The following is a 15,492-nucleotide window of genomic DNA, read 5'->3' on the forward strand; positions in this document are numbered from 1 at the left end:
TAAGCGTAGGATTAATGCCCTTTTCCCAGAGGATTAAAATCTAAAAGAAAGGTATGCTCCGGTCCCCTCTTGATTCACAGTTGGTGCAATCAGCAACCTATCTGATTTCTTGAAAGGATTCCATGAGAAAAGATAGTCGAAGTGATAGACTAGCTTGGTCACTGCGATGCCCAGGGCGGAGCCCAGGATTACGTCGGAGAGCCAATGTTTATTCTTAGCCATACGCAGGTATGCCGTACTTATAGCAAAGGCATAACCGGAATAGGCTAAAATGGGTTCGGTATTTTTGAATTCTTCATGAAGCACGGTTGCAGATGAAAAAGCCAAAGAGGTATGCCCTGAGGGGAACGCTTCCTCATTTGAGCCATTAGGTCTTTCCTTATCGATATTTATCTTTAGGCCAGTGGTAATTGCCTGGGTAAGCAGCAAGGACAGTCCTGCATTCTTTGTTTGGTCAAACCAATGGTTCTCAGCTTTTGCGCCCAAACCGTCAGAAATATACATCACGGCCAGGGGCGCAAACCTTGTGTAATCATCGATATTCGTTCTTAGGTTACGATTGACTTTAGGTTGCAATTCCTGCTCAAAATCACCGTTGGTCATCAGCAAGGCGGTAGCTGTCAGCCCAATCGGAATTGCCATTTTTTTTAAGGTAAGCGGCGGCCTTTCGGTACGCTTAATAAAGGAGGTGGAATCGAGAATTACCTCATATTGGCCGAAGCAAAAGACTGGAGAGATAAGGAGTAGGAAATAAATGCTAAATAAACATTTCTTTGCGAACATTAGAATCTTTTTCTAGGAAGACACTTTTATAACGCTATAAACCAGGAATAAATTTTATGTTGGGTTTGTTTCCTTGTTTTGTCGGGAACAATGGGCTTGGTAAAAAAGAAAAGGAAAAGTTCAAAGAAATTCCTGTGGACGTCCGTGTTGTTGTAATAGACCGGAATCACAATGATGCCGATATCGATTTATGGGTTGTGGACCCAACAAATGAAAAGAAGGAAACCATAATCGTAAGGCTAGACCAAGAAGAGGATGTAATGGAGTTTGGGACTTTGAAGCAGAACAACCTGTTCCGATTTGCAGTAGCGGGACTTCTCTGGTCCAGGAGCGTAGCGATCTAATTAAGGAGGGGCCACAAAATCCGGTTTAATCTAAACTGGATTTTTCATTTACAACATAGATACATTCCTTTTTACGAGACACTCCTTGGCTCATAAAGGAGACTTGATTTAAATGATTATTTGCTCGATTACTTTGGCTTTTGGTCAAATTATTTGATCTCGTCTGTAAAATGTAATTCCCCAATAATTTTATAAGATTTCCCTTTTGATTTAATATATATAGGAGTATCTATTCGGTTTCTGGAAGGGGTTAGAAGTAGTCTTATATCAATTTCTAGTATATCTGCAATCTTTTTCAAAGTTTCTAGGCTAGGTTGTCTGGCATTATTACAATATCCTGAAGTAATTGTTCGGCTTTTACCAATCAGCTTTGCCAATTTAGTAACGCTTATATCTTTCTCTTTTATTACCTCGTTAATCCTATTCATAAAAATCAAAATGTACTATAAAACAATACAATTGTTGATACTATGTTAACTAATATAATACAGTTTTGAAGTTCAATAAAATATTTTTTCTCTATTTTTAGTGAAAGTGTATCTACTAAACACAGAAAATTATGTTTTTGGCAAAATCAACTAGCTATTTTCAAACTCAAGTTCCTTTTTATATCAAAGTATTGGAGAATTTGATTGATAATAAGGACTTGGACGAAAAGGGAGGTATTGATTCGGCAATTTTTGAAGCTAAAGAAGTGGCCAAAGGAAATAAACAGGTTTTCTCGATAGGAAAAGAGCACTATTATTTTGTGACTACACTCTTGACCCGATACAAGGACAATCTTTTGGACTTAGAGGGAAATTCTTTTGATGAAGAAACTTATAGTGGTATATTGGAGATTCTGAAGTAAGAATCTACTTGCATATCAATGAATTATAAGACAATTGAATTTTTATTACTTCAATTAGAGGAGTCATTTTCTAAAAGTAGGTCTAACATCTATTCAGAGGTTAAGAAAGAACAGCATTTTCGAGAACTTTATCAGCTCTTCAAAAGTATTAGGGATAGTGAATACCGGCGTTTAAGAGGTAATGAATTATATGTTCATTTCAATATTTTAACATACATATTTAAGGGATTAGAGTATTTAGACAATAGCACTCTTAATGTAATCCCATATGAAATTGTTTCTTGTCTTGAAAAAGCACTTAGCGATTGGATAAGAAGAGAAGACTTTATTGTCGTAACCTCTCTATCAAACAGAAATCTAGATTTTTACTTCGAGTCTGGCTACAGTGAAGAATATTTTCAAGGACTTAACAAATATGTTTCTAAGTTTTATGGCACCACTATTACCCATAGGCTAATTAGAATAGGCTTACCTAAAGTACTAGCAAGAGACTATTTGTCTTGTGTAGCGTTATACCATGAATTGGGTCATTTTGTCGACAATGAATTAAATATTAGTAAAAAGCTACTACTTGAAACATATAAAACAGATAATCCAAGAAAAAGTCCATCAACTTTTATGTACTACTCTCATAGAACAGAATACTTTGCAGATCTATTTGCTGCACAATACATAAATGATGCGTCAGATTCATTTCTTAACTATATTGCATATGATGAGCCGGACTCACAAACTCATCCAGCTACGGCAAAAAGGACAAAGGTTGTACAAGAATTTCTTTCTAACCAGTACTGTATGGAGAAAAATGATTTTAATAAAGTCCTAAAGGCATCCGGCTCACCACAGTTGAGTCTAAGACATAATAGTATCGATGTCAGTAATTCAGATTTTATTGATTTAGTACCTCAGAATCTTGAAAATGACGGTCAACTGCATTACATATTTAAGCTAGGCTGGGATATTTGGAAAGAATCAGATGATAATTTCTTGAAGGATTTTAAGTCAAGACAGAAACACCAAATAATTAACAACCTTATTGAGAAGTCCATTTCCAATTACACCATTAGCGCTCAATGGAAAAAACTTAACGATGGGACCATTCAGTAGAAAAAGAAGGAGTGGAACAATCTTAAAGAAGGAAATTCTTAATCTTATTGAGAAGAAAAAGTTAGTGGTGACGCCACTTTTGGATAAAAACCAAATAGGTGAAATGACCATGGACTTAAGGGTCGGCACTGATTTTTTATCATTACATCAAGGACGGGAGGCTTATATTGACTCCACAACAGATGAAATTAATAGGAGGCCAATAAAAAGCCATTTTACCGAGACAAGAAGGAAACTGGGGGAAACTTTTCTATTACACCCCTCACAAACGATTCTTTTTTCAACTTTGGAATACATAAAACTACCCGCAAATATTTTTGCTGTTTTGTCCATGCGTAGTTCATATAGCAGGCTAGGGTTAACTGTATCAACAATATTTCAACCAGGTTATTGTGGTTGTTTTTCGATTGAAGTTGTCAACACAGGCAATACCGCTATTAAAATAATGTCTGGCGCAAGAATTGTTCAGGCAAGATTCGTGAGATTGAAAAACACTTCTGATTATTTTAGTTCAAATAGAAAATATACTTGTCAAGTAAGGCCAGTTCCATCAAAGGCAAATGAAGATGAAGAACTGATTAAATTAAAGGGGTTACTCGAGAATTAGGGCCCTGAGATAACTATTTGAAGTCCTTGTTTGTTTTACTGATGAACTGACCCTGCTACCGCTACTCTTTAACCAACGGTTTAATACGCTTCACTACCCAAACCTCACCCCAATCAATTTTTTATACTCATGCCGAATGCCAACGGTAAGTGCGCTGTCTGGCGCATCAATGTTAAAATTCAAGGTGAATATTTGGGCGTCGGGGTCAATTGCTAAATGGCCATGGGACAAGGGCCGAGGCAAGCATAGCATTTCACTCCTGTAAAACGCTGGGTTTTTGGGTATGGGGAATTTGAAAGAAAATGTAAACACCAAATGGTCCACCACCTTTACTCTGCCAAAGGAGGCATCAGTAAGTTTTTCAACGACCAACCTTCGGTTGGCCCTGAGGGCTCTATTGAGCAGCTTTCCCTCGTGGAAGCTCAAAATCTCTTGTGTAATAAAATAAAGTTCGACGGTCTTGTGGGTGCTTTGGTGCAAAAAGTCGGTGATTTCCCCTAATATATTGGACATGGCATGTTGGATTTTCCAATTTAGTAGGGCTATGCTGCGTGTTCAACCACAAAAATATCGAAATCATCTCAATTAACACATATATGTGGTAAAAGAATTAGTGGTCATGGTGGAAATTGGGACATGCGAAGAAAATACACGGAAGAAGATTTACAATTTTTGAAAAAGTTTGGTGAACATCTTCTCAATCTACGCGAAAAGGCGAGACTTTCCCAAGCGGCATTGGAAACAGATGCAAAAATGTCCAAAAACCAAATTGGAAGAATTGAAAGGGGAGAAATAAGTACGTCAATCACAAACCTCAACCTGATTGCAAATGCATTAGGCATGGAACTTAAAGACCTCTTTGATTTTTCTTAAAGAGAGACCTTCCTTATCGTCATTTCGTAGTATTAGGTAGGAGTTGCAATGGTGAACCATGACTTCATCGATTTCTCTCTTCACTTTTTCCTTAGAAATTTCATAGGTAGTTCCCTATTGTCCGAAATATTTTTACTTAGGCTCCATACAATTTGAACTTTTGAATAGGGCCACTCGGGATAATCGATGACAAATAATATTAAGAAAATTCTTACGTTATCTTTATTCAAACCTTTGACCCAATCCATGAAAACCAAAATACATTCGAGTACCGAGATAAAGGATTTACCCTTTCCTGTGGCCTTTGTCGACAAGCGGTTTGAAATAAAGCAGTATTCCGATGTGTTTCATGATTACTTCGATTTTAAAGTAACCGATACGCTTCCTAAATACCTTCAAGGGCTGATTGGCGAGTTGCCCAAATCTTTTCTAGCATTAAAGAAGAGAAAATCATCTCAAAAAATACCCCTAAGTGAGTTTATCTCTTATGTTTCTCGAAAAGGGGAATTGAGATGGCATAAACTGACTTTGTATGAGTGCAAGTCAGGAAAAGGGTACTACCTCTACTTTGAAGACGTTACAAAAAAGAAAATTGCTTTTGACCTTTCCCTTCAAGCGGAACACACCGCCAAAATTGGGAGCTGGGAAGTAGATTTGGTCAACAATCAGATTTATTGGTCGGATATGACCAAGGAAATACACGAAGTCTCTGAAGACTTTGTGCCTGACTTGGAAGGTGGAATCAACTTTTATAAGAAGGGAGAACATCGCGACCGAATTGTGGAACTGGTTTCCAATGCTATAGAAAATGGAGTGTCATTTGATGAAGAGTTTATCATCGTAACGGCAAAGGGGAATGAGAAATGGGTACGGTCCATTTGCAGTGTAGAGATGGTAAATGGAAAAGCTACCCGGATATTTGGTGTTTTTCAGGACATTGACAAAGCCAAAAGCGAAAGTCTAAAATATCAGGTACTGACCGACCGTATGCGTGTCGCGGTTCAAAGTTCGAATATTGGTATTTGGGATTATGACATTGTGAACAATGTACTGGTATGGGATGACAATATGTATGAGCTATACCAAGTTAAAAAAGAGAACTTCTCAGGAGAAGTTGAGGCTTGGGAAAGTACTATTCATCCAGATGACAGAGAAAAAAGCCTTAAGGCCGTTCAAGAAGCGGTAGAAGGCAAAAAAGAATTCAACACTGAATTTAGAATCAAGACCGCCGACGGTTCGGTTCGTTATATCCACGGTCTGGGAAAAGTATTTCGAAACCAGAAAGGGGAAGCTATTCGAATGGTTGGTGCGAACACAGATGTTTCCCGTATCAAAAAGGCGGATAGTAGGTTAAGGCAATTGTTGAACACCACGGAAAAACAAAACCAAAGCCTGTTGAACTTCGCTCATATCGTTTCGCATAACTTAAGGTCAAATTCAAGTAATCTTTCCATGCTTACCGGTATGTTGCTGGAAAACACAGAGCCTAAAAAACAACAACGTTTTTTGGAGATGATTCGTTTGTCCTCCGAGCGTTTGGATGAAACCGTGGTTCAGCTGAACGAAGTCATTAAAATTCAAACCGACCATAACCTTAACTACCAATGGGTACCGGTAAAACAAACGTTGACCAAGGTCTTGGAAAGTATCAATGCCCATATTGAAGAAATCGATCCTAAAATCAATATTCAAATTCCCGATGAGCTAAAGGTATACGGCGTAAAGGCCTACATCGGCAGTATTTTTCTGAATTTATTGACGAATAGTCTAAAGTATCGAAAACAGGAAATGAAACTTCAGATTGATATAGAATCTAAAGAAAACGAGGAAAACACAGTAATTTCCTTTAAAGACAACGGAAGGGGAATCGATTTAAAAAGACATGGGGATAAGCTCTTTGGAATGTACAAAACCTTTCATGGAAACAAAGATGCCAAAGGCGTTGGCCTTTTCATCTCAAAAAATCAAATGGACACGATGAATGCAGAGATTGAAGTAGAAAGCGAGGTAGATAAAGGTGCCGCTTTCCACCTGTATTTTTCAAACAAAAAGAAGAACTAAGTGAAAGCAAAAAAGGTATTTCTGGTCGATGACGATTTTATTTTTAGGGAAGCAGCCGAAGTTCTCATAAAAAGTTCAGGCCTTACAGAGGAGGTACATCACTTTGAAAATGGCCTGGAAGCCTATGACACTTTGATACCCCTTGCTGACTCCCCAAACCAACTGCCGGACATAATGTTACTCGATATTAATATGCCGGTAATGAATGGCTGGGAACTTTTGGAAGAATTGAAACGAGCTCAAAGCGTTCTTCGCGACGAGGTCCAGATACATATATTAACCTCTTCCATTGCTCCAGAAGACTTGAATCTATCCAAGGAATACGAATTTATCAACGGCTATATCACAAAACCGTTGACCAAGGCAGATTTGGACAAACTTGCCCAAGGATTATCCTGATTCCCAAAAGATCAACAAAATTACCTGAATCAAGCCAAGACTTAAAGACCATACGAGGCTAATAAGCCTGACCAAGAATCCTGCTGGATTTGAAAGATAATTTCTTGGTTGAGATCATCAAAAAATTCATGCTCTTTGGGCATCATAAAGCTTCGGTAGCCCTCTTCAAAACTTAAAGGTAACAGCTGAACATTTTCGTTGAGCTGTAAGTATTGAATGAGATGGTCCATGGCAGTACGGTCATAGACCAAAGCATTGACTTCTTTTTTGGAAAGTGCCAAAAGCGCCTCGTGTGGACTTCTAAACAGCCTAGTGTTTCGGAAACCATTCTGCTCCAAAAAGTCTGCACCTGAACTGGCTCCAACAACACCTACAGATGCGACGGTCTTTAGTTGTTCGAGACTACTAATTTCTCCCTCCAGACTATTTACAGTCAAAGTGGAGGCGATAGTAGCTGTGAAGCTTGAGATGATAATTACCGCGGTGAACATCCAAATAATGGCAATGGTTTTTCCCAAATTGGTTTTGGGTGCTTTGTCACCATAACCAACCGTGGTCATGGTCACCGCTGCCCACCAAAGCCCATCGAATAGGCCTAGTATTCCAGGTCGAAATTGGTATCTGTTTGACCGTCGCTCCACAAACCAAAGGATGGTTCCGAAAGAGAGTAAAATTAGAAGCAGCAAAAGCACAACATTAAGAAAGTCACGAGAAAAGAAATTATTGATAAAGATTTGAAATTGACTTTGGCTCAAAGAAGTAATGGCCACTCCAAGGCTCGAAATATGAAAAGGTTGGCTTACCTCAAATTTTTGCATACGATCTGCATTGTTTTCCAAGGGGTTTATCGCTAAATCAATATCCTTGTAGTCCAGAGCACGAACAACACCGATAGCATCACTGTAAGGCACATACTTAAAGGGAACATTCATTTTTAGGGCGATGCCTTCCCAAAGATCAATGGAAAGGCCAGAATAGTCCGCCTCCTTTCCCTTCATGATAAAGGGGGCTTGCTCAAAAACTCCAATGCGCAGCGTATCTATTTTTTCCTGTGGATAGACACCTGACACAAAAAAAATATAGAGGCAGGTAAAACAGAGTATTTTGAATAAGCTACCCTTCATTTTTCATCGATTTAGATTCCATGAGACCTAAGAAATTGGTCAATATTTGAATAAGGGATAGATCTCTTTGGGAGAACCGCTTTTCTTCAATCCCATATAGGCAAAATACGGCAGGGGATTCATCAAGTTGAAAAGGAACCAACAAATGCGAAGAAAAAGGGCTATCGGGCACATCGGCAATGTGATTCATGGCCTGTTTCTTAAAATCATCCACGATCAAGGGCTTATTCGTTGCCAGGACGTAGCTTGGAAGGTTCTCTTTTTCATTGAATTCTATCTTTCTTCTAATATGCTCAGACTTATTTCGATGGAATCCTTGATATTTGATTTCCCGGCCACTTACCTGGGCAATTTCAAAGGCGTCAATCCCAGTGGGAAGCTCTACCAACTTTTTAAGGCCCGTCAATACTTCTGGCCACGATTTTGATTTTAGAAGTGAATTAAGAAGTCGGTTCAATAAATAAATGTTCGCCCCTGTACTTTTAAGTGCTTCTTTTTGATGTTTTAGATCACTGTCTTTTTTCGCCAATTGCTTCTCCTTTTTTGCCAAAGCTGTTTGCTCTTTGAGCAAAAGACTTCTTAGGCTGCGGGTCTTGAAACGTTCCCACTGCCTTGCTATGCCCCATAGGAGCAATAAGGTAAAAGCAGAGAGCATCAAGATACCCCACCAGGTTGCATACCAAACCGGTTTTACAACTAGGGTAAGCTTTTTTACTTCACTCCAGATATGACCTCCCAGCTGTTGACCTCTCAGATACAGCTGATAACGGCCCTTTTTAAGTCCATCCAAACGGATGAAGGTATCATCGACCAGATTGGACCAGGGCACATAGTCAAGACTTTCATTCGAAAGCGCATCATCAATAATTTTATATTGGTAGACGACTTCGTTGCCTGGAAAAGCTATGGTGTTGAGGTGGATTTTTACGGAAGACCTTTCGTTGACATTGAAATTGGAAGCGGTCTCAATTTCCTTTTCATTCACTTCAATAGATTTAATAAGGGGAGCGTTGGTCTGTAAAGGTCTGGCATTGGCCTTTGAAGAATAAACGGCGCCCTCAGCGGTTCCAAACCAGAGTAGGTTTTCCGGGTCGATCCTTAAATTTCTATAGGTAGAAACCTTGGAAGGGGTGCCGCTTCTTTCATCAAATTGGATGAATTCCCCGTTTTTTTCATAAAACAGAAGTCCGTTGGTATCGGTAGCCAACCAAAGGCTCCCATCTTCTGTGGTAACCACAGACCTAATTTCATTACGCGTATATGGCCCCAAATGAACGCGACTTATTGCCTCGGTATCGTATTTGAGCAAACCATCTGTGGTTGCAAGCCAAACAACACCTTGGTGGTCGATTGTAAGGTCGTGTACCTCGAAATTGCTCCCGACCTCAAAACTGAAGGGAAGACTTTTATCTTCGAAAACATCATTTTCCCTGTTGTACTTGAATAGGTATGAAGTTTGACCAATGCCAGCTGCATAGATTTCTGAACGCCCGCCTTCACGAATTACAAGAATTCGGGTACGTAATCCCTTTTCTTCTCCATAGGTCACAACACCCCCATCCTTGGTAACTTTGGCTACTCCTAAAATAGGTTTATCCAAAGGAGCCTGACAGAACCAGTTGTCCCCTACATGATCGGCCGACATAAAAAATATGCCCCCGCCCCTTTGGGTCAAATCAATGGTTTGTTTTTCTGAATTGTCCTGATAGCAGTGAATAATTCCATCAACAGTTCCATACCAGATAAAGTTATTGAACGCGCTTATGGAAGACACACGAGATGGCTCGGCTTTTTTGTCAAAATCAAAGGCCCCATCATTTTTTTTAAGTTGGAACAAGCTCCCCATGGCAATTAAAACCTTGGCATTGGCTTGGGTGTTGATGTTTAAAACATTGTCGTGTGGCAGACCGGAAACGCTTTGAAAAAAGGGAGACTGTAAAATGCCAAAACCTTGAGAGGTACTCACCCAAATATCCCCTCCTTTCCTTAATTGGCTATGTGAAAAAAAGAGATGATCTATTGATGAGAATGGCAATTCCTCCACTCGATGTGGGTCGTTCGACCCAAAAACCTTTTTTAGAACAGTATTTTCTTCATCCAAGGCATAAAGACCGTCAGTACTTCCCAAAAAACAATTCCCCGCAAGGTCTTTTGAAACCCAGTTGAATTCAAGATTTCCTGAATCTATAATCTTTGAGCGAGTGATTTGCTTAGTCGAATTCAAAGAAAAAGAGTGTACTTGATCACCAACCACGACAAAATCTGATTCTTCCACCGAGAAATGGGTCGCTTTACTATGGGAACCAAAACTTATGAACTGCTTTTTGGTTTCATCAAAATAAAAAAGGCCCTCGTTGGGAACCAAGGTCCAAACCGTGTTGAATTTATCCTCTTCAAAAGATATTTTTTCGGTCTTGGCTTGGTCTGATAAAACAAATCTTTTGTGCAACCTTCCCGATTCGTTCAAACAAAAAACAGAACCATCCAGTTGACCAACCCAAATGCGATTTTGTGAATCTTTAAACAGAACCTCAGGATATCCCATTAGGTTAACACCCTCATTCGCTTCAACCCAGCTTGAAATTTTGGGAGAAGAACCTTGATAGCTTAATTTGAAAATTCCGGAATCGTTGGAAAAGAGCAAGGTATCCTTATGTATAGGTAGTATGGATTTGATATTTCGGCTTTTGAGGGTAAGGTTAAAGTCCTCAAATTGTGTACCATCGAACCGAAAAAGACCTTGGTCTGAAGCTATCCAGATATACCCTAAACCATCTTGATTTACTTGGGCTACTTTCTGAAAGGGGAAATCTGGCTGATTAAAATAGGTGTATCGAAAATTCTGTGCTGTACAAAGGGATACGCCCAACAAGAAATAAATCAAGATATGGACGGTGGTTTTTTTCATAAGACTGGTTAGACTTAAATATAGAAAAAAAGAGCCAATCGGCTTAAGGCCTTAGGTTTATGGACTATTTAAATAATATGGCAACCGCCCCGATAGCAGTTACGACAAGAATAAACTTGCGATATGTTTTTTCATTGATAAGTTTCACCAATCTTACTCCAATCAATAGTCCGATTACAAGTACAGGAGTCAAACTAAGGTCTATCATCAGTGTTTTGGGTGTTATGGTTTTCCAGACCCAAATATGAAAAGGAAGCTTAAAAAGATTGGTAATGAAAAACAGCCAGGCCGCCGTTCCGACAAATTCATTTTTTGGCAAACGCATTGCCAAAAAGTACAGATTGGTAAAGGCCCCGGCTAAATTCCCAATCATGGTACACACCCCAGCGATAATTCCAATAAACCCGGAAAAAGCCCAATGTTTCGGAACTGTTTTTGATTTCCGTCTGTCCCACCATATAAGCACGGCGAGACTCAACAAAATAACCAATACCATGGCAAGCTTAAATGTTTTCTCAGGAAGATCTTGGCCAACAAGAACACCAATTAGAATTCCAACAACCATCCAGGGAAGAAACTTTACAATGTATTCCCATTTTGTATGTCGGTTGTAATAGACCACGGCGAAAACATCCCCCACCAGTAAAAGCGGCATAATCAAACCCGTAGAATCTTTTGCGCCGAAAGCCAGTGCCATAAGGGTGACATTAAAAATAGAAAGTCCCTTTAGGCCAGATTTTGATAGCCCCATCAAGAAGGCCGCGGTAATTGCAAAAGCCCAAGCGGATAAGGGAATGTCTGAGAGCATGTAAAGGAGCGGATTTCGATTCAAGAAGTCAAAAATACTATCTTTAACCGCAACCAAACCAACGAAATGGATTTAAGATTACTGGACTATATCCTGATTTTTGGATTCTTTGCCCTTGTGTTGTTCATCGGCATTTACGTTTCAAAAAAATCAGGAAAGAACACCTCGGAATATTTTCTTTCAGGAAGAAGCATGCCATGGTGGTTGCTTGGATTTTCGATGGTGGCCACGACGTTTTCGACCGACACCCCTAATTTAGTTACAGATTTTGTTCGCACCGACGGTGTATCGGGCAATTGGGGTTGGTGGGCTTTTTTATTGACAGGATTATTGACCGTATTTGTATACGCCAAGCTTTGGCGAAAATCAAATGTCACCACCGATATGGAGTTTTATGAGCTGAGGTATGGAGGAAAACCTGCAGCCTTTCTTCGAGGGTTTCGGTCACTTTACCTAGGTGTGATTTTTAATGTTATGGCTATGTCTGGGGTAACTTTGGCAGCAATCAAGATTGGACAGGTGATGTTGGGGTTGACCCCGATACAAACGGTCTTAATTGCTGGAAGTGTGACTATGGTTTTTAGTGCTCTAGGCGGATTTCGAGGTGTGGTCTACACTGATTTTGTGTTGTTCTTTGTCGCCATGGGAGGCTCCATTGGAGCTGCCGTATATTTAGTGAATTTGCCAGAAGTAGGGGGGCTTTCGGAAATTATGCAAAATGATTTGGTTCAGAGCAAAATGTCGTTTTTCCCTGAATTCTCCGATACTGAAGCTTTGATGTCGGTTCTTATTATACCGCTAGCTGTGCAATGGTGGAGTTCATGGTATCCCGGTGGGGAACCAGGTGGTGGAGGCTATATAGCCCAGCGAATGTTGGCGGCGAAAAATGAAAACCATGCAGTCGGCGCCACATTTTTTTTCAACGTTATGCATTATGCACTCCGTCCTTGGCCCTGGATTTTGGTTGCACTTGCCTCTTTGGTGGTTTTTCCTGATTTGGAAAGTATTAAATCGGCCTTTCCCAATATTGAAGAAAGCAAATTGGGGCAGGATTTGGCGTATTCTGCCATGTTGACCAAGCTCCCATCCGGGTTATTGGGCTTGGTTTTGGCTTCATTGGGTGCAGCATATATGTCAACCATTTCAACACATTTGAATTGGGGGTCCTCCTATGTGGTGAACGATTTCTACAAACAGCAAATAAACAAAAATGCCTCTGAACGTGAATTGGTGAATGTGGGCCGAATTACGACTGTGATTTTGATGGTTCTAAGCGCCCTTTTTGCACTTGCCTTGACTAATGCTGTACAGCTTTTCGATATCATCATTATGTTTGGTGCAGGTACCGGACTGATATTTATTCTGCGATGGTTTTGGTGGCGTATCAATGCATGGAGTGAGATTTCGGCCATGTTTGTTTCCGGGATCGTTTCCATACTTTTTAATTTTGGTAGTCTGGGCACGATACTTTTCGGATCAGAGGAAACAATGGGTTTGCTCCCAGCGTGGAGCAAATTTCCAATGGTGGTTTTGATTACCACGCTTGCTTGGCTTTTGACCATGTTCTTGACGCCTTCGGAATCAACGGATGTTCTTAAACAGTTCTACAGAAAAACGACTCCCGGGGGGCCAGGTTGGAAAACCATTAAAAAGGAGATAAACGATCAAGACGATGTAACCAAAACGGAAAAATGGTCTGTACCCCAGGGGATTTTGGCCATGGTCTTGGGGTGCATTTTTGTTTATGGATGTCTTTTCGCTACAGGAAATTGGATTTATGGCAATTACACCCTAGCTAGTGGACTTACAATTCTAGTTGTGGTTTCAGCGGTGGCTTTGGCCCTGGTATGGAGGCGAATCAGTAATTTGGTCTAGTTATTCTCGAAGCTGCATCAAGCGGGCAACATATTTTCCAATTACATCGAACTCCAGGTTAACAATAGCCCCTTTTTTATAGCTGTTGAATCGGGTATGCTCATAAGTATAGGGGATAATGGCTACACTAAAATGGTCTTTTTCAGAGTCAACCACAGTTAAACTCACGCCATCCACAGTTATTGAGCCCTTTTCAATGGTGGCATTGTTCAAACCTGGTTCGTATTGAAAGGTAAAGACCCAACTACCGTCTTTTTGTTCCGATGCAATGCAGACCGCGGTTTGGTCCACGTGTCCTTGTACGATATGACCATCCAAGCGCGCTCCAAGTTTCATGGCACGTTCTAGGTTCACAAAATCACCCACTTCCAAATTGCCAAGATTGGTCTTGTCCAAAGTTTCTTCGATGGCCGTTACGGTATATACATCCCCGTTAATGGAAACTACGGTCAAACAAACTCCATTGTGTGAAACGCTTTGGTCTATTTTAAGCTCAGAAGTGAGATTGGAGCGAATTGAAATATGCAAATTGCCCCCTTCTTTTTGAAGCTTTTGTACGGTTCCCAAAGTCTCTATTATGCCAGTGAACATGTGATTGTATAAATGAGTAGTTTTGTACTGTAAATGTAGCTATATCAGCATTTATTTTATGAAGGAAAAAGCAAAAATAAAATTAGGGGTTTCTATCGGCGACTTGAACGGTATCGGTTGCGAGGTCATCCTGAAAACCTTTGAGGATTCGAGAATGTTGGATTTCTGCACGCCAGTAATTTATGCGTCCAACAAACTTATATCCCAACAAAAGTCAGCTCTTGGTTTAAATGTGAACTTTCATGGTATACGAGAGGCCAGCCAAGCTGTGGATGGAAAAATCAACATTGTCAATGTATGGAAGGAAACCCTGCAAATTGAATTTGGGGCCGCGACCGATGAAGCAGGAAAATATGCCATAAAATCGTTGCGAGCTGCAGTTTCCGACTTAAAAAGTGATACAATTGATGTGCTCGTAACGGCCCCTATCAACAAGAAAAACATTCAATCTGATGCTTTTAAATTTCCGGGCCATACCGATTTTTTGGCTCAGGAACTGGAAGGGAACAGCTTAATGCTCATGGTAGCAGAGAGTCTTCGGGTGGGGCTGTTAACAGACCATATTGCGGTGAAAGATGTGGCCAACGCCATTACCCCAAAGCTGATCAGGGAAAAAGTAAAAACGATTGAAGAATCACTTCGTATGGATTTTAATGTACGACGTCCAAAAATCGCTGTTTTGGGCATCAATCCGCACAGTGGTGATAATGGGACCATTGGTGAGGAAGATGACAAAATTTTGAAACCTTCAATACGGGAACTTTTTGATGAGGGCATTTTAGTTTACGGACCATATTCTGCGGACAGTTTTTTTGGAAGTAATGGGTATAAAAATTTTGATGCGATACTTGCTGCGTATCATGACCAAGGGCTGATTCCGTTTAAAACCCTTTCCTTTGGTAAGGGAGTTAACTATACCGCCGGATTACATAAGGTAAGGACATCCCCTGATCATGGAACGGCCTATGAGATTGCAGGGAAGGGAGTTGCTGATTCAAGCTCGTTCAAAGAAGCAGTTTTTACGGGGATTCAGGTTTTCCGAAACCGGATGGAACATAAGGAGTTAATAAAAAATCCTTTACAAAAGCAAAAACCCAAAAAAGCGAGTTGAACGGAGATGTCAATGTTCCGATAATAATTGGTAATACATTGCGAATTTCCG

At 40.2% G+C, this 15,492-nt stretch carries 16 protein-coding genes; 9 read left to right on the plus strand and 7 right to left on the minus strand.

Annotation, left to right across the window (positions count from 1 at the left end; genetic code table 11):
• Positions 1 to 33: 33 nt before the first annotated feature.
• Positions 34 to 642: a phosphatase PAP2 family protein gene (locus EW142_RS13300; protein ID WP_165395283.1), complete on the minus strand. Its 609-nt coding sequence runs from the start codon at positions 640 to 642 to the stop codon at positions 34 to 36.
• A gap of 197 nt (positions 643 to 839) precedes the next feature.
• Here EW142_RS13300 and EW142_RS13305 point away from each other — a divergent pair, with 197 nt between their 5' ends.
• The gene (locus EW142_RS13305) at positions 840 to 1,127 is read left to right on the plus strand and encodes a hypothetical protein (protein ID WP_130614613.1); all 288 of its coding nucleotides are present in this window, start codon (positions 840 to 842) and stop codon (positions 1,125 to 1,127) included.
• A gap of 149 nt (positions 1,128 to 1,276) precedes the next feature.
• Here EW142_RS13305 and EW142_RS13310 read toward each other — a convergent pair whose 3' ends face one another.
• Positions 1,277 to 1,555 (minus strand): helix-turn-helix domain-containing protein, encoded by a 279-nt coding sequence (locus EW142_RS13310; protein WP_130614615.1) that lies wholly within the window; start codon positions 1,553 to 1,555, stop codon positions 1,277 to 1,279.
• 137 nt (positions 1,556 to 1,692) lie between these two features.
• On the opposite strand from EW142_RS13310, the gene EW142_RS13315 reads away from it, so the two are divergent.
• From EW142_RS13315 to dcd, 3 genes are read left to right on the plus strand one after another with little or no spacing between them, the layout of a single operon-like run.
• Positions 1,693 to 1,977, plus strand: coding sequence for a hypothetical protein (locus EW142_RS13315; protein ID WP_130614617.1), 285 nt, complete (start codon positions 1,693 to 1,695; stop codon positions 1,975 to 1,977).
• Positions 1,978 to 1,995: 18 nt separating this feature from the next.
• Entirely contained in the window at positions 1,996 to 3,084 is a 1,089-nt protein-coding gene (locus EW142_RS13320) for a M48 family metalloprotease (RefSeq protein WP_130614619.1), read from the plus strand.
• Positions 3,068 to 3,691 (plus strand): dCTP deaminase, encoded by a 624-nt coding sequence (gene dcd, locus EW142_RS13325; protein WP_130614621.1) that lies wholly within the window; start codon positions 3,068 to 3,070, stop codon positions 3,689 to 3,691. The genes EW142_RS13320 and dcd overlap by 17 nt, the downstream gene beginning before the upstream one ends.
• Positions 3,692 to 3,784: 93 nt before the next feature.
• Here the strand turns inward: dcd and EW142_RS13330 are convergent, their stop codons facing one another.
• Positions 3,785 to 4,204 (minus strand): hypothetical protein, encoded by a 420-nt coding sequence (locus EW142_RS13330; protein ID WP_130614623.1) that lies wholly within the window; start codon positions 4,202 to 4,204, stop codon positions 3,785 to 3,787.
• Between the two features lie 123 nt (positions 4,205 to 4,327).
• Here EW142_RS13330 and EW142_RS13335 point away from each other — a divergent pair, with 123 nt between their 5' ends.
• From EW142_RS13335 to EW142_RS13345, 3 genes are all read left to right on the plus strand, one after another.
• Entirely contained in the window at positions 4,328 to 4,564 is a 237-nt protein-coding gene (locus tag EW142_RS13335) for a helix-turn-helix domain-containing protein (RefSeq protein ID WP_130614625.1), read from the plus strand.
• 246 nt (positions 4,565 to 4,810) lie between these two features.
• Positions 4,811 to 6,625: a sensor histidine kinase gene (locus EW142_RS13340; RefSeq protein ID WP_165395284.1), complete on the plus strand. Its 1,815-nt coding sequence runs from the start codon at positions 4,811 to 4,813 to the stop codon at positions 6,623 to 6,625.
• Positions 6,626 to 7,024: a response regulator gene (locus EW142_RS13345; RefSeq protein ID WP_130614629.1), complete on the plus strand. Its 399-nt coding sequence runs from the start codon at positions 6,626 to 6,628 to the stop codon at positions 7,022 to 7,024.
• 41 nt (positions 7,025 to 7,065) lie between these two features.
• Here the strand turns inward: EW142_RS13345 and EW142_RS13350 are convergent, their stop codons facing one another.
• The 3 genes from EW142_RS13350 to EW142_RS13360 form a co-directional block, all read right to left on the minus strand.
• Complete coding sequence (locus EW142_RS13350) at positions 7,066 to 8,148, minus strand: ion channel (protein ID WP_130614631.1); 1,083 nt, start codon at positions 8,146 to 8,148, stop codon at positions 7,066 to 7,068.
• Positions 8,138 to 11,056 (minus strand): hypothetical protein, encoded by a 2,919-nt coding sequence (locus tag EW142_RS13355; protein WP_130614633.1) that lies wholly within the window; start codon positions 11,054 to 11,056, stop codon positions 8,138 to 8,140. Before EW142_RS13355 ends, EW142_RS13350 begins: the two co-directional genes overlap by 11 nt.
• Before the next feature lie 64 nt (positions 11,057 to 11,120).
• Positions 11,121 to 11,864 carry a sulfite exporter TauE/SafE family protein gene (locus tag EW142_RS13360; protein WP_130614635.1) on the minus strand — a complete coding sequence of 248 codons (744 nt, stop codon included), beginning with the start codon at positions 11,862 to 11,864 and terminating at the stop codon, positions 11,121 to 11,123.
• A 66-nt stretch (positions 11,865 to 11,930) separates the two neighbouring features.
• On the opposite strand from EW142_RS13360, the gene EW142_RS13365 reads away from it, so the two are divergent.
• Positions 11,931 to 13,739 (plus strand): sodium:solute symporter family protein, encoded by a 1,809-nt coding sequence (locus tag EW142_RS13365; protein WP_130614637.1) that lies wholly within the window; start codon positions 11,931 to 11,933, stop codon positions 13,737 to 13,739.
• Here EW142_RS13365 and EW142_RS13370 read toward each other — a convergent pair whose 3' ends face one another.
• Positions 13,740 to 14,330, minus strand: a complete 591-nt coding sequence (locus tag EW142_RS13370) for a riboflavin synthase (protein WP_130614638.1) — start codon at positions 14,328 to 14,330, stop codon at positions 13,740 to 13,742.
• 58 nt (positions 14,331 to 14,388) lie between these two features.
• Here EW142_RS13370 and pdxA point away from each other — a divergent pair, with 58 nt between their 5' ends.
• A complete protein-coding gene (pdxA, locus tag EW142_RS13375) occupies positions 14,389 to 15,441 on the plus strand; it encodes a 4-hydroxythreonine-4-phosphate dehydrogenase PdxA (protein ID WP_130614640.1) in 1,053 nt (350 codons plus the stop codon).
• Positions 15,442 to 15,492 lie beyond the last annotated feature (51 nt).

This window comes from Flagellimonas allohymeniacidonis, from assembly GCF_004296335.1.
In the GTDB taxonomy this organism is placed as follows: domain Bacteria; phylum Bacteroidota; class Bacteroidia; order Flavobacteriales; family Flavobacteriaceae; genus Flagellimonas; species Flagellimonas allohymeniacidonis.

Bases quoted from the DNA above. Each gene is read 5' to 3' on its own strand.
- EW142_RS13300 (WP_165395283.1), bottom strand. From the start codon at position 642: ATGGCAATTCCGATTGGGCTGACAGCTACCGCCTTGCTGATGACCAAC.
- EW142_RS13305 (WP_130614613.1), top strand. From the start codon at position 840: ATGTTGGGTTTGTTTCCTTGTTTTGTCGGGAACAATGGGCTTGGTAAA.
- EW142_RS13310 (WP_130614615.1), bottom strand. From the start codon at position 1,555: ATGAATAGGATTAACGAGGTAATAAAAGAGAAAGATATAAGCGTTACT.
- EW142_RS13320 (WP_130614619.1), top strand. From the start codon at position 1,996: ATGAATTATAAGACAATTGAATTTTTATTACTTCAATTAGAGGAGTCA.
- dcd (WP_130614621.1), top strand. From the start codon at position 3,068: ATGGGACCATTCAGTAGAAAAAGAAGGAGTGGAACAATCTTAAAGAAG.
- EW142_RS13330 (WP_130614623.1), bottom strand. From the start codon at position 4,204: ATGTCCAATATATTAGGGGAAATCACCGACTTTTTGCACCAAAGCACC.
- EW142_RS13335 (WP_130614625.1), top strand. From the start codon at position 4,328: ATGCGAAGAAAATACACGGAAGAAGATTTACAATTTTTGAAAAAGTTT.
- EW142_RS13340 (WP_165395284.1), top strand. From the start codon at position 4,811: ATGAAAACCAAAATACATTCGAGTACCGAGATAAAGGATTTACCCTTT.
- EW142_RS13350 (WP_130614631.1), bottom strand. From the start codon at position 8,148: ATGAAGGGTAGCTTATTCAAAATACTCTGTTTTACCTGCCTCTATATT.
- EW142_RS13355 (WP_130614633.1), bottom strand. From the start codon at position 11,056: ATGAAAAAAACCACCGTCCATATCTTGATTTATTTCTTGTTGGGCGTA.
- EW142_RS13360 (WP_130614635.1), bottom strand. From the start codon at position 11,864: ATGCTCTCAGACATTCCCTTATCCGCTTGGGCTTTTGCAATTACCGCG.
- EW142_RS13365 (WP_130614637.1), top strand. From the start codon at position 11,931: ATGGATTTAAGATTACTGGACTATATCCTGATTTTTGGATTCTTTGCC.
- EW142_RS13370 (WP_130614638.1), bottom strand. From the start codon at position 14,330: ATGTTCACTGGCATAATAGAGACTTTGGGAACCGTACAAAAGCTTCAA.
- pdxA (WP_130614640.1), top strand. From the start codon at position 14,389: ATGAAGGAAAAAGCAAAAATAAAATTAGGGGTTTCTATCGGCGACTTG.